19 protein-coding genes are annotated in these 20,869 nt (G+C 64.8%); 10 read left to right on the top strand and 9 right to left on the bottom strand.

What is annotated here, in order from left to right:
* The first annotated feature begins 8 nt into the window (after positions 1–8).
* The 9 genes from KGR00_RS03915 to KGR00_RS03875 all read left to right on the top strand — a co-directional run bounded on the left by KGR00_RS03915 (position 9) and on the right by KGR00_RS03875 (position 10,618).
* The gene (locus KGR00_RS03915) at positions 9–1,520 is read left to right on the top strand and encodes a sugar ABC transporter ATP-binding protein (protein ID WP_224424160.1); all 1,512 of its coding nucleotides are present in this window, start codon (positions 9–11) and stop codon (positions 1,518–1,520) included.
* Positions 1,517–2,488 (top strand): ABC transporter permease, encoded by a 972-nt coding sequence (locus KGR00_RS03910; RefSeq protein ID WP_224417583.1) that lies wholly within the window; start codon positions 1,517–1,519, stop codon positions 2,486–2,488. The genes KGR00_RS03915 and KGR00_RS03910 overlap by 4 nt, the downstream gene beginning before the upstream one ends.
* Positions 2,489–2,491: 3 nt before the next feature.
* Positions 2,492–3,442 (top strand): sugar kinase, encoded by a 951-nt coding sequence (locus KGR00_RS03905; RefSeq protein WP_129142056.1) that lies wholly within the window; start codon positions 2,492–2,494, stop codon positions 3,440–3,442.
* The gene (locus KGR00_RS03900) at positions 3,439–4,716 is read left to right on the top strand and encodes a D-tagatose-bisphosphate aldolase, class II, non-catalytic subunit (RefSeq protein ID WP_224417584.1); all 1,278 of its coding nucleotides are present in this window, start codon (positions 3,439–3,441) and stop codon (positions 4,714–4,716) included. Before KGR00_RS03905 ends, KGR00_RS03900 begins: the two co-directional genes overlap by 4 nt.
* A 45-nt stretch (positions 4,717–4,761) precedes the next feature.
* Positions 4,762–5,802 (top strand): LacI family DNA-binding transcriptional regulator, encoded by a 1,041-nt coding sequence (locus KGR00_RS03895; RefSeq protein WP_224417585.1) that lies wholly within the window; start codon positions 4,762–4,764, stop codon positions 5,800–5,802.
* 290 nt (positions 5,803–6,092) lie between these two features.
* Positions 6,093–7,094, top strand: a complete 1,002-nt coding sequence (locus KGR00_RS03890; protein WP_224417586.1) for a hypothetical protein — start codon at positions 6,093–6,095, stop codon at positions 7,092–7,094.
* A 506-nt stretch (positions 7,095–7,600) separates the two neighbouring features.
* A complete protein-coding gene (locus tag KGR00_RS03885; RefSeq protein ID WP_129142059.1) occupies positions 7,601–8,740 on the top strand; it encodes a tyramine oxidase subunit B in 1,140 nt (379 codons plus the stop codon).
* A gap of 79 nt (positions 8,741–8,819) precedes the next feature.
* Entirely contained in the window at positions 8,820–9,245 is a 426-nt protein-coding gene (locus tag KGR00_RS03880; protein WP_224417587.1) for a Rid family hydrolase, read from the top strand.
* Between the two features lie 83 nt (positions 9,246–9,328).
* Positions 9,329–10,618 carry an FAD-binding oxidoreductase gene (locus KGR00_RS03875; protein WP_129141551.1) on the top strand — a complete coding sequence of 430 codons (1,290 nt, stop codon included), beginning with the start codon at positions 9,329–9,331 and terminating at the stop codon, positions 10,616–10,618.
* A 26-nt stretch (positions 10,619–10,644) separates the two neighbouring features.
* Here KGR00_RS03875 and KGR00_RS03870 read toward each other — a convergent pair whose 3' ends face one another.
* The 5 genes from KGR00_RS03870 to KGR00_RS03850 form a co-directional block, all read right to left on the bottom strand.
* Entirely contained in the window at positions 10,645–11,553 is a 909-nt protein-coding gene (locus KGR00_RS03870) for a helix-turn-helix domain-containing protein (RefSeq protein WP_129141552.1), read from the bottom strand.
* A gap of 263 nt (positions 11,554–11,816) precedes the next feature.
* Entirely contained in the window at positions 11,817–12,926 is a 1,110-nt protein-coding gene (locus KGR00_RS03865) for a class II histone deacetylase (RefSeq protein WP_129141553.1), read from the bottom strand.
* Positions 12,926–14,128, bottom strand: a complete 1,203-nt coding sequence (locus tag KGR00_RS03860) for an MFS transporter (protein WP_129141554.1) — start codon at positions 14,126–14,128, stop codon at positions 12,926–12,928. Before KGR00_RS03860 ends, KGR00_RS03865 begins: the two co-directional genes overlap by 1 nt.
* A 27-nt stretch (positions 14,129–14,155) precedes the next feature.
* A complete protein-coding gene (locus KGR00_RS03855) occupies positions 14,156–15,037 on the bottom strand; it encodes a transporter (RefSeq protein WP_129141555.1) in 882 nt (293 codons plus the stop codon).
* 96 nt (positions 15,038–15,133) lie between these two features.
* A complete protein-coding gene (locus KGR00_RS03850) occupies positions 15,134–16,123 on the bottom strand; it encodes a helix-turn-helix transcriptional regulator (RefSeq protein WP_129141556.1) in 990 nt (329 codons plus the stop codon).
* A gap of 533 nt (positions 16,124–16,656) precedes the next feature.
* On the opposite strand from KGR00_RS03850, the gene KGR00_RS03845 reads away from it, so the two are divergent.
* Complete coding sequence (locus tag KGR00_RS03845; protein ID WP_129141557.1) at positions 16,657–17,073, top strand: Imm70 family immunity protein; 417 nt, start codon at positions 16,657–16,659, stop codon at positions 17,071–17,073.
* 159 nt (positions 17,074–17,232) lie between these two features.
* Here the strand turns inward: KGR00_RS03845 and phnE (KGR00_RS03840) are convergent, their stop codons facing one another.
* From phnE (KGR00_RS03840) to phnD, 4 genes are all read right to left on the bottom strand, one after another.
* Positions 17,233–18,036 carry a phosphonate ABC transporter, permease protein PhnE gene (gene phnE, locus KGR00_RS03840; protein ID WP_129141558.1) on the bottom strand — a complete coding sequence of 268 codons (804 nt, stop codon included), beginning with the start codon at positions 18,034–18,036 and terminating at the stop codon, positions 17,233–17,235.
* Positions 18,033–18,836, bottom strand: a complete 804-nt coding sequence (gene phnE, locus KGR00_RS03835; protein ID WP_129141559.1) for a phosphonate ABC transporter, permease protein PhnE — start codon at positions 18,834–18,836, stop codon at positions 18,033–18,035. The genes phnE (KGR00_RS03840) and phnE (KGR00_RS03835) overlap by 4 nt, the downstream gene beginning before the upstream one ends.
* Positions 18,833–19,624 carry a phosphonate ABC transporter ATP-binding protein gene (phnC, locus tag KGR00_RS03830; RefSeq protein WP_129141560.1) on the bottom strand — a complete coding sequence of 264 codons (792 nt, stop codon included), beginning with the start codon at positions 19,622–19,624 and terminating at the stop codon, positions 18,833–18,835. The genes phnE (KGR00_RS03835) and phnC overlap by 4 nt, the downstream gene beginning before the upstream one ends.
* 113 nt (positions 19,625–19,737) lie before the next feature.
* Positions 19,738–20,781 carry a phosphate/phosphite/phosphonate ABC transporter substrate-binding protein gene (gene phnD / locus KGR00_RS03825; RefSeq protein ID WP_224417588.1) on the bottom strand — a complete coding sequence of 348 codons (1,044 nt, stop codon included), beginning with the start codon at positions 20,779–20,781 and terminating at the stop codon, positions 19,738–19,740.
* Between the last annotated feature and the right edge of the window lie 88 nt (positions 20,782–20,869).

Here is a 20,869-nt window from a genome sequence, read left to right as displayed (position 1 = left end):
GGTGTGTCATGTCCAGTCCCCAGCAACCGCCGCTTCTCAGTCTCAGCCGAGTCGCCAAGCATTTCGGCCCGGTAACCGCCTTGAAACGCATGGACTTGCAGGTTGAGCGCGGTCGGGTCCACACGCTACTCGGGGAGAATGGCGCGGGAAAATCCACGCTGATGAAAATCCTCGCCGGCGTTCATCCGTTGAGCGCAGGCGAGATGTGGCTGAGGGGCAAGCCTTATGCCCCCGCCACGCCCCAGGAGGCTGCACGCAGCGGGCTGTCCATCGTTTTTCAAGAACTCAGCCTGTGTAACAACCTGAGCGTGGCCGAAAACATCCTGGCGACCCGGGAGCCCTCGCGACTGGGCTGGATTTCCGATGCCAAGCTGGTTGCCACCGCCAGGGCGCTGGTGGATGACCTCGGCCTGCCCATCAACGTGCGCGCACGGGTGGGCGATCTTTCCATGGCCCAGCGCCAGCTGGTCGAGATCGCCAAGGGGCTGAGTCACGACGCGGACGTGGTGATCCTCGACGAGCCGACCTCATCGCTGAGCGACTCGGAGGCGGAGCTTCTGTTTCGCATCATTGGCCGGCTGACCGAGCGTGGCAAGGCGGTGATCTATATCTCGCATCGCATGGAAGAAATCATGCGTCTATCCGACGACATCACCGTCGTTCGCGACGGCGAATACATCACCACGCTGAAGAAGGATGAGACGACGACCTCGGAACTGATCTCGCTGATGGTCGGCCGCCCCATGGAAAACATGTTTCCACCGCGCTTGGCCGAGACGAAAGAACGCCCCGCGACACCGATGTTATCGGTGGAGGGGCTCACACGCCCCGGGGAGTTCAACGATATCTCGTTTCACGTCGATGCCGGCGAGATTCTCGGCTTTTTCGGGCTGATCGGCTCCGGTCGCTCCGAGATCATGAATGCCCTGTTCGGCATGCGTCGTGCGGCCGGCCAGGTCCGCCTGGCCGGCGAGGTCGTGCAACTGGCCGATGCCGCCGATGCGATCGACAAGGGGCTGGGTTTCGTCACCGAGAATCGCAAGGAGCAGGGGCTGGTGCTGAACCAGACCGTGCGCGCCAACATCACGATGGCGTCGCTGGCGCAGATTTCCGCCGGCGGCGTCCTGCAGAACGCCAAGGAGCGACGCCAGGCCGGCGATGAAGTGAGTCGCCTGGGGGTACGCACCCATTCCATCGAGACGGTGGTCGGCACGCTTTCCGGGGGCAACCAGCAGAAAGTGGTCCTGGCCAAGTGGCTCGCCACCCGCCCGCGAGTGCTGATCCTCGACGAGCCGACCCGTGGTGTCGACGTGGGCGCCAAGTTCGAAATCTATCGGCTCATTCGCCAGCTCGCTGCCGAGGGCACGGCCATCGTCATGGTGTCCTCGGAACTCCCCGAAATACTCGGCATGGCCGATCGCGTCGCCGTCATGTCCGAAGGCCGCCTGGCGGCCATCCTGCCCGCTGCCGAATCCACACCCGAAGGTGTCATGGCCCACGCTACAGGACAGCACGCATGAATATGACCTCATTTTCCCCCGCCAGTCACGAACGCCTGAAGTCGGCGCTACGCCAGTACGGCGGCATCTTCCTGTCGCTGATCGCGCTGTGCGTCTTCTTCTCGCTGACCAATGAGCGTTTCATGTCGCTCGCCAACTTCATGAATATCCTGCAGCAGGTTGCCGTCATCGCGGTGCTGGCCTTCGGCATGACCTGGGTGATCCTGCTGGGCGATATCGATCTCTCGGTCGGCTCCATGCTGGCGGTCGCCGGCATGGTGGGTGCCCAGGTCATCGGGCTTGGCTGGGGCTTCATGCCGGCCCTGGTCATCACGCTGATCGCGGGAGCCTTGATGGGCCTGATCAATGGCGTGCTGACCGCCAAGCTGATGCTGCCCGCCTTCATCGTGACGGTCGCCACCATGAGCATCTACCGCGGCATGGTCAGTCTCCCGACCAATGGCGCCCCGGCGATGCTGACCGACCCTACCTGGACAGCGATCGGCACCGGCAGCGTGGCCGGCGTGCCGATCATCATCTGGATCGTGGTGGGCCTGTTCGTCCTCAATCACCTGCTGCTGGCTCACACCACCTTCGGGCGGCGGACTTACCTCGCCGGCGGCAACCGTGAAGCGGCCATCTATTCGGGCATCAAGGTCGACCGTCTGAAGATCTCGATCTTCATGATCTCCGGTCTGATGGCAGCGGTGGCCGGCATCATGATGTCGTCGCGCCTGTATTCCGCGCAGACCAACGCGGGCATCAGCTATGAGCTGGATGCCATCGCCGCGGCCGTGCTGGGAGGCACCAGTCTCGCGGGCGGCGTCGGGACGATGGTCGGCACCCTGATCGGGGCCCTCATCATCGGCGCGCTCAACAATGGCATGAACATGCTCTCGGTGCCCTATTTCTATCAGCTGATCGTCAAGGGGCTGGTGATTCTGGTGGCCGTGTGGCTCGACGTCCGCGCCAAGCGTCAGAAGGGGTAATCCATGAGCCAGAAAATACTCACTATCGGCGAGATCCTGGTGGAGTTCGTGGCGACGACCCAGGGCGATGGGTTTGGCGAGGCACAGCCTCTGACGGGCCCTTACCCGTCGGGCGCGCCGGCCATCTTCATCGACCAGGTGGGTCGCATGGGCCAGGCTTGCGCCATCCTGGGTCGCGTCGGTGACGACGACTTCGGTCATCTGAATATCGATCGACTGCGCGATGACGGCGTCGACACCAGCGGCATCGAGATCGCCCCCGGCGAAGTCACCGGCTGCGCCTTCGTCCGCTACCGTCCCGATGGCAGCAGGCGCTTCGTCTTCACCCTGCCGCAAAGCGCTGCCGCCCGCCTCCCCGCCACCACGGCCGGCGAAGCCCTGATCGCAAGCTGCGATCACCTGCATATCATGGGCACCGCCCTCATCATCCCCGACATGGCAGCGCAGGCCAGGTCGGCGGCACAGCGCATCAAGGCGCGTGGGGGCAGCGTGAGCTTCGACCCCAACCTCAGGGCGGAAATGCTCGACACCCCCGGCCTGCGGGAGGCGCTCGCCGACATGCTGACCCAGACCGATCTGTTTCTGCCGTCCGGCGACGAAATCTTCCTGTTCTCCGAGGCCACCACGGAACAGGACGCCGTGGACGATCTGCTTGGCCTCGGCATCAGGGACATCGTCGTCAAGCGAGGCAGCCAGGGCGCCAGCCACTACTGCCGCGACGGGCGCACGGACGTGGCGCCACTCGCGGTGGAGGAAATCGATCCAACCGGCGCCGGCGACTGTTTCGGCGGGGCCTTCGTTGCCCTCTGGCTGAATGGTGCCGCACCGGAAATCGCCCTGCGCTACGCCAATGCCGCCGGGGCCCACGCGGTCACTCGCCTCGGGCCCATGGAAGGCGCGGCCACCAGACATCAGCTCGACAGCTTGCTAGCTTCACAGGAGACCCGCTCATGACCGTACCCTCGATTCGAGACCTCGCGGCCTGGCGCCAGCAACCGGGCCCCTCCGGCATCCCCTCGGTGTGTTCGGCCCACCCCCTGGTGCTCGAAGCGGCGATGCGGGCCACGCTGACCACGCGCCTGCCGCTGCTGATCGAGGCCACCTGCAATCAGGTGAATCAGGACGGGGGGTACACCGGCATGACGCCCGCTGACTTTCGCGCCATGGTGGTGGGCATCGCCGAGCGAGCGTCCTTTCCCCTCGAGCGACTCATCCTCGGTGGCGACCATCTCGGCCCCAACCCGTGGAAGGCGCTGGATGCCGAAGCCGCGATGGGCAAGGCCGAGACGATGATTCGCGCCTACGCCGCCGCTGGCTTCACCAAGCTACACCTCGACTGTTCCATGGGCTGCGCCGGCGAGCCGATCGCCCTGGAGGATGCCGAGACCGCCACCCGCGCCGCACGCCTGGCCAAGGCCGCCGAGGGGGCCAGCCCCGACCCCGACCAGGCGCCGGTGTATATCATCGGCACGGAGGTCCCCGTCCCGGGTGGCGCCCTGGAGGCGATCGAGGGCCTCGAGGTCACCCGCCCCGCCGCGGTACGCGAAACCGTCGCGGTCCATCGTCGCGCTTTCCGCGAGGCCGGCCTGGAAGACGCCTTCGAGCGTGTCATCGCCGCCGTGGTTCAGCCCGGCGTCGAATTCGGCAACCACAATGTCATCGTCTACGATTCCAGCGAAGCCAGCGCACTGAGCCGGACCCTCGACGATCTTCCGGGGCTGGTCTTCGAAGCCCACTCCACCGACTACCAGCCACCCTCGGCGCTCGCCGCGCTGGTCGAGGACGGCTTCGCCATCCTGAAGGTCGGGCCCGGCTTGACCTTTGCCCTGCGCGAGGCGCTTTACGGTCTCGACATGATCGCGACCGAACTCTATCCCGACTCAGGGCGTCACAGCCTGCGCGACACCATGGAAGCGGTGATGCTGTCATCGCCGGACAACTGGCGGAAGTACTATGAAGGCTCCGCGCAGGAACAGGCGCTGTTGCGCCACTTTTCCTACAGTGACCGTATCCGTTACTACTGGCCGGAACCGCAAGCCAAGGCCGCCGTGGAGGCGCTGTTGCAGCAGCTCGACGGGGTCGACATTCCCGAACCACTGATCGCCCAGTATCTCGGCGGTCTGCTCAAGAAAGTGCGCAACGAGGTGGTGGCGCCTCGCGCACGGGACTTGCTGTTCGCGGCCATCGAGGACGTCATGACGGACTATATCGAGGCTTGCAAGGGATGATGCACCGTGGATGATGGGCACACTCCGCAGGAAAGCGAGGCAGGGATGAGCAACGGTGGCACGAGCGACATTCGTACCATGGAGGAGTTTTCGGCCTATGTCGGGCTGTCACGGCCCACCGTCTCGAAATATTTCAATGCCCCGGACAGTGTCCGCCCTGCCACGCGGCAGCGGATAGAAGCGGCGATCGAAGCCTGCGGTTTCACGCCCAACTTGTTCGCGACCAACCTGAAGAGAACCCGCACCCGGGTGCTGGGCATCATCGTGCCTACCGCCACCGATCCCTTCTACATGGAGTTGGTACGCCAGGTGGAAGAACTCGCTTCCCGAGCGGGGTACGTGCTGTTCATGCTGTCCTCGAACGGTCGAGCAGATCGCGAGGTCGACGCCATCTCGCGACTGGAGTCGATGAACATCGCCGGGGCCATCGTCGTGCCCCTGGGCACCGAGGGCCCTAGCGCCAGGCTGGTCAGCCTGGAGCGCCGCAGCTCCATCGTCTATGTCGACAGCGCTCCCGATGCCGGCACACCCTTCGTCGGCACCGACAACACCCAAAGCATCGGCCTGATGGTCGAATACTTGTGTCGCTCGGGAGAGCCCCCCGGCTTTCTGCCCATGCCCCCCATCAACCGCAACGCCGAAGCTCGCCTCGCGGCCTATGAGGAGGCGATGGCAAAAGCCCACGAAAGCGCGCGAGTGCTCGCGGTTCCCAGACAGCTTGACTGGGACTTCGAACGCTACGGACATGAACAGACACGTCATGCCCTGGAGGCCGGCCTACCCACGCGCACCATCCTATGTGCCAATGACCGGATCGCCCTCGGTGCACTGCTCGCCGCCTGGCAGGCCAACGTGCCCGTGGGCCGTACCGAGGACGCTCGGTTGCGAATCGCGGGGCACGACGATCACCCCTTCGCCCGCTACTCGGGCCCGCCCTTGACCACGGTGTCGCAGGATATCCGGGGCATCGCGCAACGGGCCATGGCCACGCTATTGGCCCGCATCGATGCGCCCGAAACCGATGACGAGCCCATGCAAGAAGCCGCCCTGTTTGCCGGCCAACTTGTCCTGCGCGATTCCGCCTGAGTACGCTCTCGACCCGCCCCACCATGCGCGAGGCGCTTGTCCGGCCTGAAAAATGCTGCAGGAAATGTCGGAAAAGGCAGTGACCACGGTCATTGGGCACGTCCGGGGGCACGATGATCAGTGCCGTACCGCATCGTGATAATTGACAATGGGGGATTCCGGCAGGATAACCGATGTCGGAGCACGCCACATGATAGGGCCGGACGCGCACGCGCGTTCAGATGACATATCGGGCACGCTGCCCAAAACCCGCTGAACATCAACTTGGCAAGCAACCCGGGAAACAAGCAATGGTATGGTTCTTTCGATACCTTGTCGTGCTGTTAGCGACTGCCTCTACGTTTTCTTACGCTCATGATGTCGGCTTTCGAACAATGACCATCTCGCCATCCGTTGAAAGCGATGGCTTCCCAATGGCTGTTTTTTATCCAACCAGCTCCGAGCCGAAAGTCGTCGAAATGGGCCCCTTCAGGCTCGACATAGCCGTGGGCGGAGACGTTCTAGAAGGCAGCCATCCATTGGCCATCGTGTCCCACGGTTCAGGCGGGAGCTATTTGTCCTATAAAGAGATAGCCATCTCACTGGCCAGGAGCGGCTTTATCGTGGGTATGCCGCTGCATCCCCACGACAACTACCTGGATAACACCTCAGCAGGCTCCGCTGCCAATTACATCAACCGTCCCAGGCAGATAACGTTGGCAATTGACAAGCTTCTCGGCGCGCCGGGCCTGAACACTGACATTGACCCGGAGAAAATAGCGGTTCTGGGGCACTCCGTGGGGGGGTATTCCGCTATCGCGGCAGCAGGAGGCATCGGGGACACTCGCCGCCTGATTGAAACATGCAACAAAAACCCTTGGCTGACTGATCCGTATTGCGCCCCCGCACGTGATGGCTCCTTGGCGAAAACGCTCATAAACAGCCCCAGGGACGCCAGGATAAAAGCCCTGGTCTTGATGGCACCCGTGGGCATATTGTTTTCCGCCCAAGGCGCTCTAAACGATGTCAACATCCCTGTCTTACTGCTGCAGGCAGAGAAGGATGACGAGGTGACGGAACCGTACAACGCCGACGTCATCGCAAAGGGCCTTCCCGACAAAAAGAAACTGACCCGCAAGATGATACACAATGCCGGCCATTACTCCTTCTTGACATCATTCCCGGAGTTTCTCGAACCCGAACTGGGCCCGATTGCAGAAGATCCCCAAGGCTTCAATCGGGTGGAATTCCAACAAGAGCTAGGCGAGATCATCGCGAATCACCTCGACAGGGTCTTGAAGATACGGCCTTGAAATAGAACGACAACCTCCTTGACACCAGCGATCACTTTGATACTGCTCCCTCGAGCGACACTCCCTCGCCCGCCCCTTCAACACCGCCCTCCAGCCGTCTCCCGCCAGCCATCCCGGGGCCCGACAAGTCTTCGGGCCACCGCGGATCGCCGAGTTGCCGATTTGTGCTAACGCCGATGGGCTTTGCCGCGCAAGATAGTTGACAGGGATACGCCCACCGGGGGACCGCCTCCGGCGTGCCCCGCCGCCACTTAGAGTGCATTTCCAAACCCTCTGATGATGGGTGCCGGTGGCAGGGCAAAGCGAGGGTCCTTTGCCATGGATGGCAAAGGTAGCGCCCAGGGAGGGGTTCACAGCGCCCTCGCGACGCCCTGCCGCCGGAGAAGCTCACGTCGTCTACCGGTTGTGAAAGACGTTCTTAGTCACCGCCTGAACAGGCACGAGCCTGACAACCAGGCGCGGCGATCTCCCGCTTCAATAATCCAACAACAAGTCGGAATTCAGCCATGGTCAACGATACCCGGATCGACTTCATCTATCTCTCCGAACAGGACATGATCCGTGCCGGCGTTACCGACATGGTGGCCTGCGTGGACACCATGGAGGAGATGTTCGGCCTGCTCTTCCACGGCGACTATCGCATGGCCGGGCCCAACAACGATTCTCACGGGGCCATGATCATGTTCCCCGATGAATCGCCCTTCCCCACCATGCCCAAGCCCACGGCCGACCGCCGCCTGATGGCCATGCCGGCCTATCTGGGCGGCAACTTCTGCACGGCGGGCGTCAAGTGGTACGGCTCCAACATCGCCAACCGGGAAAAGGGGCTGCCGCGCTCGATCCTGATGTTCACGCTCAGCGATGCCGACACCGGCGCGCCCCTGGCCTACATGTCGGCCAACCTGCTCTCGGCCTATCGCACCGGCGCGGTGCCGGGCGTCGGCGCCCGTCATCTGGCACGCAAGGATTCGAAGGTGGTGGGTATCTTCGGGCCCGGCGTGATGGCGCGCACCTCGCTGGCCGCCTTCGTGGCGGCCTGCCCCGGGATCGACACCGTCAAGGTCAAGGGGCGCAGTCGGAAAAGCCTGGATGCCTTCATCGGGTGGGTCCACGCGCATTACCCGCAGATCACCGACATCCAGGTGGTCGACGACATCGAGTCGGTGGTTCGCGATTCGGACATCGTGACCTACTGCGCCTCGGGGGAAGTGGGCAATCCCGAGGCCTACCCGCTGGTCAAGCGCGAGTGGGTGAGCCCGGGCACTTTCCTGGCCATGCCCGCACCGTGCAACTTCGACGCCGGCATGGAGGCACCGGACGTTCGCAAGGTTCTCGACAATACCGGCCTGTACGAAGCCTGGTACGAGGAAGTCCCCAAGCCGGCGCATAACTGCATTCCCCTGGTCGGCCTGAAGTTCATGGACATGATCGCCGATGGCCGCCTGTCCGCCGACGCGCTCGAGGATCTGGGCGCCATCGTGGCCGGAGCCACGCCGGGTCGCCGCAACGACGACGAGATCATCCTGTTGTCCGTGGGCGGCATGCCGGTCGAGGACGTGGCCTGGGGCACGGTGATCTATCGCAAGGCGATCGAACAGGGCATCGGCGTCACGCTCAACCTCTGGGAAAGCCCGGCCTTGAGCTGATGACACCGTCTGCATGCCGGCCAGCGCCACCCGGCGTTGGCGCTCCATGAAATCCGATGACATTACCGGGAGAGAGATCATGACCAGGATCGTGAAGGTCAAGACAGGGTCGAAGTTCGAAGAACTGGGGAGTTACTCACGTGTAGTGGCGGTCGATAACTGGATCCTGGTATCCAATACCGCCGGGCGCAACCCCGAGACCAAGGCGATCCCCGAGGACGTGAGCGAGCAGCTGCTGCAGGTCCTTGCCAATATCGACGGTGCGCTAGGGTCGGTGGGCAGCGGTCTCGCCGACATCGTGTCCGCGCGGATCTTCATCCAGAACCCGGCGGATACCGAGACCGTCATGACACTGTTCGGTCGGAAGATGCGGGGTATCGACCCGACCATCACCGTGACCTGCCCGCCGCTGGGCGCCGCGGTCTACAAGGTCGAACTGGAAGTCACCGCCTATCGCGGCGCCGGCAGCGCCGACGTGGAGCGGATCGACACCTCCGCCCGATGAGCTGATCCGCTCGTGCCTTGCGAGGCGGCCAACCGGTCGCTTCCCTGCCCTTCGCCCCTTCGCTTCCTTCAGGACTCCCCGCCATGGCACCGACAATAACGCCCGTACAAACCTCCAGCGACGTTCCCGCCTCGACCACCGTGGTCGTCATCGGCGGCGGCATCATCGGCCTCACCGCGGCCCTGGCACTGGCGGAACGGAACATTCCCGTGGTCGTGCTCGAGAAGGGCCGCATCGCGGGCGAACAGTCCTCGCGCAACCTGGGCTGGATCCGCAAGACCAGCCGCCACCGGGACGACGTGCCCCTGGCGCAGGCGGCCGACCGGCTGTGGGCCGGCATGGCCGAGCGGGTGGGCGGCGATGTCGGATATCGACAGTCGGGCATCATGTTCCTGGCCCGCAGCGAAGAGCAACTGGCCATGCACGAGGCCTGGTTGGCGTCGGTCGAGTCCCTGTCGCTCGACTCGCGGATGCTCGATGCCCGGGACATCGATCGGCGGGTCCCCGGCGGCAAGGGTGAATGGGTCGGCGGCATCTTCACGGCCTCCGACGGCCGTGCGGAGCCGTCCCTCGCCGCCAGTGCCATCGCCAGGGCCGCCATGGCCAGGGGCGCAACGATCGTCGAGAACTGTGCGGTGCGTACCGTGTCGCGGTCGGGAGGCAAGGTCAGTGGCGTGGTGACCGAAAGCGGCGAGATCCGCTGCGACCAGGTCCTGCTCGCCGGCGGACTGTGGTCGCGACGCTTCCTGGGCAATCTGGGTGTCTCGCTGCCGACCTTGCCGCTGATCTCCTCGGTGCTCAGGACCGCGCCGATGGAGGGGCCGACGGACATCGCCGTGGGCGGGCCGGACTTCTCCTTCCGCAAGCACAAGGACGGCGGCTATATCGTCACGCAGCGCGGTGCGCTCGACGCGCCCCTGATGCTGGATCACCTGCTGATCGGTTCCCGCTACCTGGGATCGCTGCGTTCCCAGCGCCATCTGCTGCGGATCTCGCTGGGCAAGCATTTCCTCCGCGACCTGACGCTGCCGAGACGCTGGGGGGCAAAACGCTCGCCCTTCGAGCGGATCCGCACCATGGACCCGCCGGTCAATCCCAGGCTGAACGACGAGGCGCTGCGCAATCTTGCCGCCGCCTGGCCGGTCTTCGAACGGGCCAGCGTGGCGGAGGCCTGGGCGGGCATGATCGACATCACCCCGGACTCCAACCCCGTCATCGGCGCGGTCCCCGGCATACCGGGGCTGAGCATCGCCTCGGGCTTCTCGGGACACGGCTTCGGCACCTCACCGGCGGCGGGGCAGCTCGCGGCCGACCTGCTGGCCGGCGAGGCACCGATCATCGATCCGGCGCCCTACCGCTTCGCGCGTTTCTGAAATCGGGGGCGCCCTGGCCACCCAGGCTATGACGCCTGCAGGCGCTTCAGGGTAGCGGAGGGCGATTCCTTGAACAGGCGGCGGTACTCGCGGCTGAAGTAGCTCTGGTGGAAAAACCCCTGGCGAGCGGCGGCATCGGCGATAGGCTGGGTGGGGTCCTCGAACAGGCTGCGTCGCGCCGCGTTGAGCCGCAACGCGCGCAGGTAGTGCACCGGCGACTGTCCGGTTTCCACCTGGAAGCTGTATTGCAGGGTACGCCGCGAGATCTTCAGTTGCCGACACAGCGCCATCATCGAGGGCGGATCGTCCGGTTGCGCCCGGATCATCGCGTGGCAGCGGTCGACGATGTAGCGGCGGGTACGGTAGCGAACATCGTCGACGTAAGGCGATCGCGAGCACTCACTCAGCAGCAAGTCGACGCCCTCCTCCAACTGCCGCGAGAACACGGACTGCCACGCCGGCAGCGTGCCGTGCTGCAACGACGCCAGCAGGTAATCCGTCATGGCCCGCCACTGCTCCCTGACACCGGCCAATAGCGCGCCGGGAACGTCCAGCTTGCGCAGGCGACGCTCGTCGCGCCCCAGCCAGGCGTAACGGTTTCGATCTATCGAGACCACCAGCAGGTCGTAGTTCGAGCGGGTCACGCTCCAGAACTCTTCGCATCGCGGCAGCACGGTGACGGTGCCGAGATCAAACAGCGAGTCGTTGGGCCAGTGGATCGGCAGCACCAGGTGCCACTGCGCCTCCGGGAAGTGCATCGAATGCGACAGGCCGAGGTTGGCGCTCTCGCGGAATAGCCGTATGCCGTGCTCGTCGATATCGATGATATCGCCGGAGAACCTGCCGGCTTCGATCTGATTGTATTCCTGCTGCCAGCCATTCAACCGCAAGGCATGTTCGGTAACATCCTCGCAGTGATGGAACGCGACGGTCATCAGCGACGCCTCCCGTGAGCCTTGTTGTCATTATCGCCAAATCGGCAGTGCGAGACTCGACACGCGAGCCGATAGGATGACCGAATCACGCGGGGTATTCCAGATCCCCGGCCGGCTCCGGCCGGGGCGGGCGATCCCGGGCGACGGCATCGCCCGCCCACGCCCTGCGCAAGCACGCGCCCGGGTGATCGCAACCGTGCCGGGGAGACCGCTCGGGAGCCGTCGGCAGGCGCCTGGCGATGGCTACCCTCCGCGACGCGCGCTCAGACCGATCCCCGGGCCATCGTCTCCACCGAGTCATGCAGGAATGTCGCCACATCACCGCGCGGCTGTTGCAGGTCGACGAGCGCCTGCACCGGGTCCTCGACGGCGGTGTCGACACCGGCCAGTTCCTCGATCACCGCATGGCCGCAGAAGGGCACGTAGGCTTCCGAGTACCCCCCCTCGTGCACCATGACCAGGCGCCCGTCGCACAGCCGTTCCGCGGCCTCGCGTACCTGCCGGGTCATGTCACGGAAGGCCCGGCTGGACAGCAGCATGCGCGCCAGCGGATCCATGGCGTTGGCGTCGTAACCGCATGCCACCACGATCAATTGGGGACGAAAGCGCTCCAGGGCCGGAATGACGATGCGTTCCATGGCCTGTCGATAGGTCGCCTCACCCGCGCCGGGGGGCAGTGGCACATTGAGGTTGAAGCCCGCCCCGGCCCCCTGGCCGCGATCTCGATAGCCGCCGTAGCCCGGCGGGAAACAAGCATCCTGATGCAGGGAGACGGTGAGGACGTCATCGCGCTCGTAGAAGATCGCCTGGGTGCCGTTGCCGTGGTGCACGTCCCAGTCCACCACCGCGATGCGTTCGAGGCCGAAACGCGCCTTGGCCGCTTCCACGGCGATGGCGATGTTGGCCAGACAGCAGAATCCCATGGCCTGATCCGGCAGGCAGTGATGGCCGGGCGGGCGCGACAGTGAATAGGCGTTGTCCACCTCGGCGTTGATCACCGCGGACACCGCGCCGATCGCCAGCCCCGCGGAGAGCCTGGCGATCTCGTAGCTGCCGGGACCGATCGGGGCATGCTCGCCCAGTTCCCCGCCACCGGCGTCGCTCAGCGCCTTGAAACGGTCCAGGTAGGCCTGCGGATGCACGCGCCGCAGGTCTTCCTCGGTGGCTGGCGGCGCGCTGCGCAGATCGAGTGCGGCGCTAAGCCCCGAAACGTCCATCAGATTCTTGAAACGGCGCTTGCTCTCGGGCGATTCGGCGAGCCCGCCGGCGGCCGGCGGCTGTACCCAGCCACCCACCGGCATGACCAGCGCATACTGTCCGGCGCTGTGCCAGAGACAATGCTCATCAAAAAAGAAAGCGGTCTTGCGTGACATCAGGCATCTCCTTGAGAGGACGGGGTAACGAGGCCAGCACGGCGATCCACCGACACATGCCGCTGGACGGCCAGGATCAACAGCAGGGACAGGGCCACGATGCCGGCCGCGCCCAAGGACAGCCGATCGAAACCACCGCTGGTCTCGATCACCCTACCGGCCAGCGCCGGGCCGAGGGCCAGACCGCTGCCGATCACCAGGTTGATGGTGCTCATCAGGCGGCCGCTATCGTCGAGTTCGGCGAGCGTGGCGAGGATGTAGGGCAAGGCGAAGGTCCAGGTGAACTTGAACACCAGCGCGGCGACGATGAAGCGCGGCATCGCCGGCGTGCCGTAGAGCAGGCCGATGGCGGCGATCATCAGCAGATAACCGACCACCAGCAGCGCCGGTCGCCAGCGGCGATTGCCGATCAGGGTCGCGCAGCCCGCGCCGACGATGCCCAGCAGCGTCGCCAGCGACAGCACCTCGCCGCTGGCCGCCGGTGCCAGCCCCGCATCGGCGGCGATGCCGCCGATGAAGGTCCAGACGCCACTCAGGCCGACATAGAAGCAGAGCACCGCCAGGACACCCAGCACGAAGACGAGACGCGGCAGCGATCGGGCGTCGGCCGGCCGCCTCGCGGTCATGGGGCGGCGCGGGAAGGCCCGGACCAGCGGCAGGCAGAGCGTCATGCAGCCAGCCAGCAGCCAGTAAGCGACGGCCAGGCCGTAGCGCTCGAACAGACCGGGCAGCAGCCACAACCCTACGGCGCCGAAGACCAGCTGACCGAGCACCCAGAGCCCGTAGACGCGATCCTTGTTGTCCAGCCGCGAGGCGGCGGAGATGCACAGCACCATCAGCGTGCCCCCGGCCAGGGCGCTGACCACGCGGCAGGCCATCAGGCCGTAATACCCGTCGACCAGGGTCGAAGCGATGTTGCCGGCGATGAATACCAGCCCCGCCAGCAGCGCCACGCCGCGCCATCCGCAGCGAGGCAGCCACCAGTAGGCCGGCAGCGTGGCCAGGCTCATCACGCCCAGCTCGGCGGAGAACAGGTTGCCGATCCGTACCGGCCCGAGCTGGAGTTGCTGGGCCAGTTGGGCGGCGATCGCCGGGGCGGCCATCAACACCGCCGGAGCGATCGCCGCGAAGGCCACGATGGCGACGACAAGCCCGCGTGACACGGACGACTCGTCGTGGCCGGGAATCTCGTGATTCATCATGACACCCTCCTGAGGGGTTCGCTGCCCTCACCAGACATGCGAGAGACGCAGGCGGACCTGGCTGCCGTGATAGCCGTTCTCGGTATCGACATTGCGGGAGACCGTCAGCAATCCCAGATCGCGCGCCGTGAAGTGATGGCCGACGCCCAGTCCCAGTTGGGTGTAGCGCTGGCGGGTGTCGTCGAGTCGCTCGCCGTCCAGGGTCAGGGCCCCGCCCTCGGCGTGGATCAGGCGCAGCGAGCCATAGGTGCGCGGTGTGATGTCGTAGGAGGCGAAGGCCTGAAGGCGATAGAGCGGATCCTGCTCGAGGGTGCCGCCCAGGTAGTCGTCGTTGTCGGCGTAGAGCTGGGCCTCGAGGTTGGCCTCGACCAGCCAGCGCTCGCCCAGCCCCCGGGTGTAGTTGTAGACCAGGTGCGCCGCCCAGCGGTTGTCCCCCGGAGAGACCCCGGGCCGGTCGGGATCGTACTTGCCCAGCGGCAGGCTCAACATGGTCAACAGCCCGCTGTAGACGCGTCGCTCGGGGTCGTTGATGACATACAGCGTGCCGCCCACCTGGGGGTCGCCGAAGCCCCGTACCTCCTGCTCGTCGCTGGCGCCGGGCAGTCTTGCCCGCACGTCCACCAGCGGCACGACGAACTGCGGGGTACACAACGTGCCGCAGATATCGCTGAACCACAGCTGACGAAAGGTCAGGGCGTCGACGTTCAGGTCGGCCTTGCCAGAGGTGTCGGCCTTGCCGTGATAGGTATCGGCATGTTCGTTGTCCAGGTACAACACGCCGATGCTGGTGCCGGGCGGGGCGCTGACGAAGTCACGGGCGTTGAGATCCGCCGCCCGGGCCGCCCCGGTCAGGCTGTAGGCGACCACGGCGAGCGCCGTCGCGATTTTGACGAAGGAGTTTGTTGTCATTGTCGAGCCTCTGCTGGTCGAGGTTTCTTGGAGATGCACGCGCCCTCCCATCGCCGATGGCGATGACCGGAAGAACGTGCGGGGTCAGGAATTCGCTCAGTCGCCCGGCGACTGGTGCAGCAGGCCGGCGACGGCCGCCTTGTCGTGAACGCCCAGCTTCTGGTAGATGCTGCGAATGTGATGGCGAACCGTGCTCGGCGCGATGTCGAGATCCCGGGCGATCTGCTTGTAGGTCTGCCCCTGCCCGAAGCGCCGCGCCACGCCCAGTTCGCGCTCCGTGAGGTCATCGAGAGGGCTCCGCTCGCCGACCGTCAGCAGGTACAGATCGTTGATCGCTCGCGACTCGATACGGATCAGTCGGCCGAGATAGCCCTGCTCCGGTGCTATCTCGGCGGGTAGCCGCGAGCCCTGCCACGCCGGCCACTCGCGCGCCAACAGAGTGGCGAAGCCGCGCTCGACGCTGTGCAGTACCCCCATGGGATCGCAGACCGCCAGGGCCAGCGACTGCTGGCGTTCGAGACGCTCGCGACGAGCCACCAGAGTGCGTATCTGGCTGGCGTCCACGGCTTCCGACAGATGGGCGATGAGCTGGGTCAGCAGCAGGCGATCGCGGTCATCGAAACGCTCGGCGCCCGGTGGACGATACAAGGAGAGGTGGTCGCTGAGGCGTGTTCGTGGATTGATTTGCATCACGAACAGCAACTCGCCGATGCCGTAACGATCGCCGAGCCACTTGAGGCCGGGCGTCGTCGCCTGCAGGTCGACGATGATGGCCTGGCCGGGCACACGATGGGCCCACTGTACGGTGACGTCGTCTTCCTCGACCGAGCGCCAGTCCGTCACATAGGCGTCGGGCAGGTCGAACAGATGGCAGCTGTGTACCTCGATGTGACCGTCGACCAGCGCCGAACGCCCCCACCACGCCTTGTCGAAGGCAATCATGTCGCGCAGCTGCTCGAGCACCGCAGCGTGGAAGTTCGCCAGGGAGCGCTCCCGGGCCAAGCGGTTGATATCCCAGACCAGGCCACTGAACGCTGCCAGCAGGCCGGCCGGATCGTGGCCATCCTGCGAGGTTGATCTCTTCATTTCGGCATCCATTGTTGTTGTTGGTCGTCGCTCGCTGGATTGGACGGCGTGACCCATGCCGTCATCTTCCCGCGGGATGCCGACGCTAGCCATCGTGCAGATGAACGATGTCGACGTCGCCACGCTGTCTGCCCGGGCTGGCATCGTGCAGAAGCTGTATTCAGAAAGCGATCAAGCGCGTTATTCGGGAAGAGTAAGCGATCGCTAACTTTAGATTCTTCGCCGATCAGCGTGAAACGTTAAGTCACAGCCATGGGTCGTAAATTCTTTCCCACGGAAACCAGTCTGGATGGCCCACTGGCGCATGAGGTTTCCTGTGGGAGGGAACTTGTTCCCGATTGGCGCCGCAGGCGCTCGGCATGAGCGAGGGAGGTACAGTGCCCGCCGCTATCGCGAACCAATTCGCCACCGCAAGGACCAGCCAACCGGCAAAGGCTTAGCAGAACTTTCAATCAAGATTTTCAAAGTTGACAGCTTCCAATCCCACGCCGATATTTCGAAACATCAGAAAACGGCCATTGGGAATAGGCAGCATGTCCGTCGGTATCAAGGTAGGCAGCATTATTGATGAAATAGGTACGTCTAATTTCTTGCATGCCTTCTTCAGCACGGTGAGTGCCAACTTGGAAAGCAATGGATGGGGCACGTGCTTTCCCATAGTTCTCGGCAAGCTGTATCAAGGTTACCTGGAACCGGGACTGGCCAATCAGGCAATCTCCGAGCTGACACAGATTCGAAAAGCGTTATCGGATCTCGAGCCAGCCAGGGTCGTCTGGGATATTGAACACCCGACCAGACAACCCCCATGGGGCAATAAAATATCTTCCGACATCACCTCACTGGCCAATTACTTCGTTACGTCCACTGGGCGCGACTTAATATCCACGTTAATCGAGGCCCTCGAGGATGCTGCCAAGGGAGGCAAGCCAGCGGCCATCGTCCAGTACTAAACAGTGGGTAAAGCCGAGTACCATGCTGCGCTCCTTCCCGGCGGCTTACGCAAGGCATGCGGCGTCCAGCGATCGCTCCGAAAGAAGGGGATCTTCCATACCGATCGCTGAATATCAGATCGCCCGACGAGGCATGACGCCGGGCCTTTCAAGAGACGGTCAGAGCACCCGCTTGCGCAACCAGGCGGCCACGGCTTCCCCGGCGACCACCAGCACGACGATCGCCAGCAGCACGGTAGCCACGGTCGGCCAGGCCAGGGTATCGATGGCGCCCTGCAGGATCACGCCGATACCGCCGGCGCCGACCAGACCGAGCACGGTGGACTCGCGCAGGTTGATGTCCCAGCGCAGGATGCTGACGGCGAAGAAGGTCGGTATCACCTGCGGCACGATGGCGTAGAGAATCACCTTGGCACGCGAGGCGCCGGTCGCTTCCAGGGCCTCCACCGGGCGCCGATCGATCTCCTCGATCGCCTCGCCCATCAGCTTGCCGAGAAAGCCCAGCGAGCGAAACATGATCGCGATGATCCCCGCCAGCACACCGGGCCCGAAGATGGCGACGAACAGCAGTGCCCAGATCAGGGTGTTCACCGAGCGGCTCGAGACCAGGATGAAGCGTCCCAGCCACAGCGTGAAGCGGTTGGGCGTGGTGTTCTGGGCCGAGATGTAGGCGATCGGCAGCGAGACGAACACCGCCACGAAGGTCGCCAGGGTGGCAATGTTGAGGGTCTCGACCAGTGCCCAGAAGATCGGCCGCAGATCGCTGAGATCCGGTGGCACCATGCGCCGGAACAGATCGCCGATCTGCGCCGGGGCGTCCCACACCCAGGGCCAGATGATGTCGATGGTCGCCAGCGACCAGCCGGCCGCCAGTGCCATCACGGCGAAGCCGGCGAAGCGCTTCCAGCGCTGCTGCGGGGTGTAGCGCGACCAGGCGCGCTCGGCCACGGTTTGTCGTGTCACCAGATCGCCCTCCGAATGCGCCCGCTGATCGCCTCGCTGACCAGGATCACGCCGATGATCACCAGGGTGATGGCCAGCGCGAAGTCGTAGTCGTAGCGGCCGAAGGCGTTCATCAGCGTCGAGCCGATGCCGCCCGCGCCGACGATGCCCACCACCGCCGAGGCACGCAGGTTGCTGTCCAGTTGATAGATCGACAGGCCGATCTGGCGCGGCATGATCTGCGGCAGCACAGCGAACTGCAGCACGGTGAGATAGGGGGTGCCGCAGGCGCGCAGCGCCTCGACCTGCCCCCAGTCGATCTCCTCGATGCGTTCGGCGAGCATCTTGGCGACGAAGCCGATGGAATAGATGGTCAGCGTCAGGATCCCGGCCACCGGGCCGAATCCGACCGCCTTGACGAACAGGATCGCCACGATCACCGGGTGGAAGCTGCGGGCGATGATGATCAGGGCCCGGCCGAGCAGATAGATCGGCTTGGCGGCGATGTTGCGCGCCGCCATGAAGGCGATGGGCACGCTGAGGCCCAACCCCAGGAGGGTGGCGAGAATGGCGATCTGCAGGCTTTCCAGGAACCCCTTGATGAGCAGTTCGTGACGCACGAAGCTCGGCGGGAAGGCGCCGGAGAAGATGCGCGCGGCCCGTTCGATACCCTGGCTGATGCGTGCCCAGTCGAATGGCAGGGTCGAGGCCGCCCAGCCCAGATAGACCAGCGAAACGATCACCAGGCCCCAGCGCAGCCAGGGGTTGGCGATGAACGGCGGCTTGCGCCAGGTCCGCGAGGGGGGCGTGGCGTCGCTCATGAGGCCACCGCCCGGGACGAATCCTGCTCGGCCTGCTGGCGATCCTCGGCCGGCGTGCCGCTGTAGACGGCATCCATCGCCGCCTGGTCGAGATCGTCGGGCTTGCCATCGAAGATCAGCCGCCCGAAGCGCATGCCGACGATGCGCTGGGTGTACTCCCGCGCTTCGCCGACGTTGTGGATATTGATCAGCACCGGGAGTCGCAACTCCTGAGAAAGCGTCTGCAGCAGTTCCATGATCTGCCGTGAACTGACCGGATCGAGCGAGGCGGTGGGCTCGTCGGCGAGCAGGATCTCCGGATTCTGCATCAGCGCCCTCACGACCCCGACCCGCTGACGTTCGCCGCCCGAGAGTTCGTCGGCGCGCTTGCTGGCATAGTGGGCGATCCCCACCCGCTCCATCAGCTCGTAGGCACGCTCGATATCCTCGGCCGGGTACTTGCGCAGCGCGGCCCGCCAGTAGGGGATGTAGCCGAGCCGGCCGCACTGCACGTTTTCCATCACCGTCAGGCGGTCGACCAGATTGAAGCCCTGGAAGATCATGCCGATGCGCCGGCGCGCCTTGCGTAGTTCGTCGCCCTTGAGCCGCGTCAGCTCGGCACCGTTGAGTTCGATGCTTCCCGAGCTGGGTTCCACCAGCCGGTTGATGCAGCGCAGCAGGGTGCTCTTGCCGGCCCCGGAGGCGCCGATGATCGACACCACCGATTCGCCGGGCACCTCGAGATCCAGATCGCGCAGCACCGGCTCGCCGTGCCCGTAGCGTTTGACCAACTGTCGGATTCGCAACATCTTCGTTCTCCTCGACCACCTCTCTCGCCCGCCCCTCTCGCCCACCACTCGAGAGGGGCCGGCGGTTTCGGTCGCGGCGCCCCACCGGCGCCGCTCGTCCGGCGGGCAGGGACTCAGCCCTCCAGGTTCTCGGTGGTGTAGGTCACGCCGTTGGCTTCCTGGATGTCGCGGATGACTTCCCAGTCCTTCTTGTAGGTCACCGGCACGAACTTGGTGACGCCCTCGAACTCTTCGCCGAGCTCGGTGCCCTGCATGTCGAAGGAGAAGAACGCCTTCTTGATCTTGTCGATCAACTCGGGCTTCAGGTTGTGGGCGTAGGTGTACGAGGTGGTGGGAAACGGCTTGGACTCGTAGACGATCTTGACCTCGTCCGGATCGTAGAGGCCACGTTCGGCCATGCGATCGACCACTTCCGAGGCCACCGGGGCGGCGTCGTAGTCGCCGGCCACCACGCCGAGCATCGACTGGTCGTGGGAGCCCGAATAGACCACTTCGTAGTCCTCGCCCGGGACGATGCCCAGCTTCGGGAAGAGCGCGCGTGGCGCTAGATTGCCGGAGTTGGAGGTCGGCGACGTATGCGCCACCCGCTTGCCCTCGAGATCCTCGATGGCATCGATGCCGCTGTCCTTGCGGGTATACAGCTGCAGCGTGTAGCCGAACTCGCCGTCCTCGGTGCCCATGATCGCGAACGGCACCGCACCGGCGAGATTGACCGCGAAGGGTGTCGGCCCGGTGGAGAAGCCGGCGACGTGGATGCGGTTGCTGCGCATGGCCTCGATCTCGGCGGCGTTGGACTGCACGGCATAGAAGCGCACGTCCTTGCCGGTCACCTCGCTCAAGTGCTCGATGAACGGCTCCCAGATGTCGGCATAGATGGCCGGGTCCTCGACCGGGGTATAGGCGAAGATCAGCGTGTCCGGATCGAGGTATTCGTCGGGGTTGCTGGGCGCGTCGGCCACCATGTCGCCATCGGCATCGCAGTAGATCGGCGCCAGGTCGCCACGCTGCGGGCAGTCGTCGGCGGCCTGCGTGGCGAACGACAGCGCCGCCAGCAGGGAGGCGGCGACAAGACTCCCGGGACGCCGGAAGCGGCGGAACGCGGGGGCGATGGCGGACAGCGATGCCACCGGAGAACGGCGGGAAGAGTCGAGCATCATGACGTGGGCTCCTTGTATCCCCTGCTGTGTTTGTTGGTGTGGGGTTACAAGGAGGCTAGTCCAGCGCATTTGGTATTTACAACATAAT

This window comes from Modicisalibacter sp. MOD 31.J (assembly GCF_020147985.1).
Classification (GTDB): Bacteria; Pseudomonadota; Gammaproteobacteria; order Pseudomonadales; family Halomonadaceae; genus Modicisalibacter; species Modicisalibacter coralii.
The sequence above is the reverse complement of the archived record's forward strand: the minus strand, read 5'-3'. Positions and strand labels throughout refer to the sequence as shown.

Excerpts from the sequence above, each read along its gene's own strand:
- KGR00_RS03915 (WP_224424160.1), top strand. The coding sequence starts at position 9 with ATGTCCAGTCCCCAGCAACCGCCGCTTCTCAGTCTCAGCCGAGTCGCC.
- KGR00_RS03910 (WP_224417583.1), top strand. The coding sequence starts at position 1,517 with ATGAATATGACCTCATTTTCCCCCGCCAGTCACGAACGCCTGAAGTCG.
- KGR00_RS03905 (WP_129142056.1), top strand. The coding sequence starts at position 2,492 with ATGAGCCAGAAAATACTCACTATCGGCGAGATCCTGGTGGAGTTCGTG.
- KGR00_RS03900 (WP_224417584.1), top strand. The coding sequence starts at position 3,439 with ATGACCGTACCCTCGATTCGAGACCTCGCGGCCTGGCGCCAGCAACCG.
- KGR00_RS03895 (WP_224417585.1), top strand. The coding sequence starts at position 4,762 with ATGAGCAACGGTGGCACGAGCGACATTCGTACCATGGAGGAGTTTTCG.
- KGR00_RS03890 (WP_224417586.1), top strand. The coding sequence starts at position 6,093 with ATGGTATGGTTCTTTCGATACCTTGTCGTGCTGTTAGCGACTGCCTCT.
- KGR00_RS03885 (WP_129142059.1), top strand. The coding sequence starts at position 7,601 with ATGGTCAACGATACCCGGATCGACTTCATCTATCTCTCCGAACAGGAC.
- KGR00_RS03880 (WP_224417587.1), top strand. The coding sequence starts at position 8,820 with ATGACCAGGATCGTGAAGGTCAAGACAGGGTCGAAGTTCGAAGAACTG.
- KGR00_RS03875 (WP_129141551.1), top strand. The coding sequence starts at position 9,329 with ATGGCACCGACAATAACGCCCGTACAAACCTCCAGCGACGTTCCCGCC.
- KGR00_RS03870 (WP_129141552.1), bottom strand. The coding sequence starts at position 11,553 with ATGACCGTCGCGTTCCATCACTGCGAGGATGTTACCGAACATGCCTTG.
- KGR00_RS03865 (WP_129141553.1), bottom strand. The coding sequence starts at position 12,926 with ATGTCACGCAAGACCGCTTTCTTTTTTGATGAGCATTGTCTCTGGCAC.
- KGR00_RS03860 (WP_129141554.1), bottom strand. The coding sequence starts at position 14,128 with ATGATGAATCACGAGATTCCCGGCCACGACGAGTCGTCCGTGTCACGC.
- KGR00_RS03855 (WP_129141555.1), bottom strand. The coding sequence starts at position 15,037 with ATGACAACAAACTCCTTCGTCAAAATCGCGACGGCGCTCGCCGTGGTC.
- KGR00_RS03850 (WP_129141556.1), bottom strand. The coding sequence starts at position 16,123 with ATGAAGAGATCAACCTCGCAGGATGGCCACGATCCGGCCGGCCTGCTG.
- KGR00_RS03845 (WP_129141557.1), top strand. The coding sequence starts at position 16,657 with ATGTCCGTCGGTATCAAGGTAGGCAGCATTATTGATGAAATAGGTACG.
- phnE (WP_129141559.1), bottom strand. The coding sequence starts at position 18,836 with ATGAGCGACGCCACGCCCCCCTCGCGGACCTGGCGCAAGCCGCCGTTC.
- phnC (WP_129141560.1), bottom strand. The coding sequence starts at position 19,624 with ATGTTGCGAATCCGACAGTTGGTCAAACGCTACGGGCACGGCGAGCCG.
- phnD (WP_224417588.1), bottom strand. The coding sequence starts at position 20,781 with ATGATGCTCGACTCTTCCCGCCGTTCTCCGGTGGCATCGCTGTCCGCC.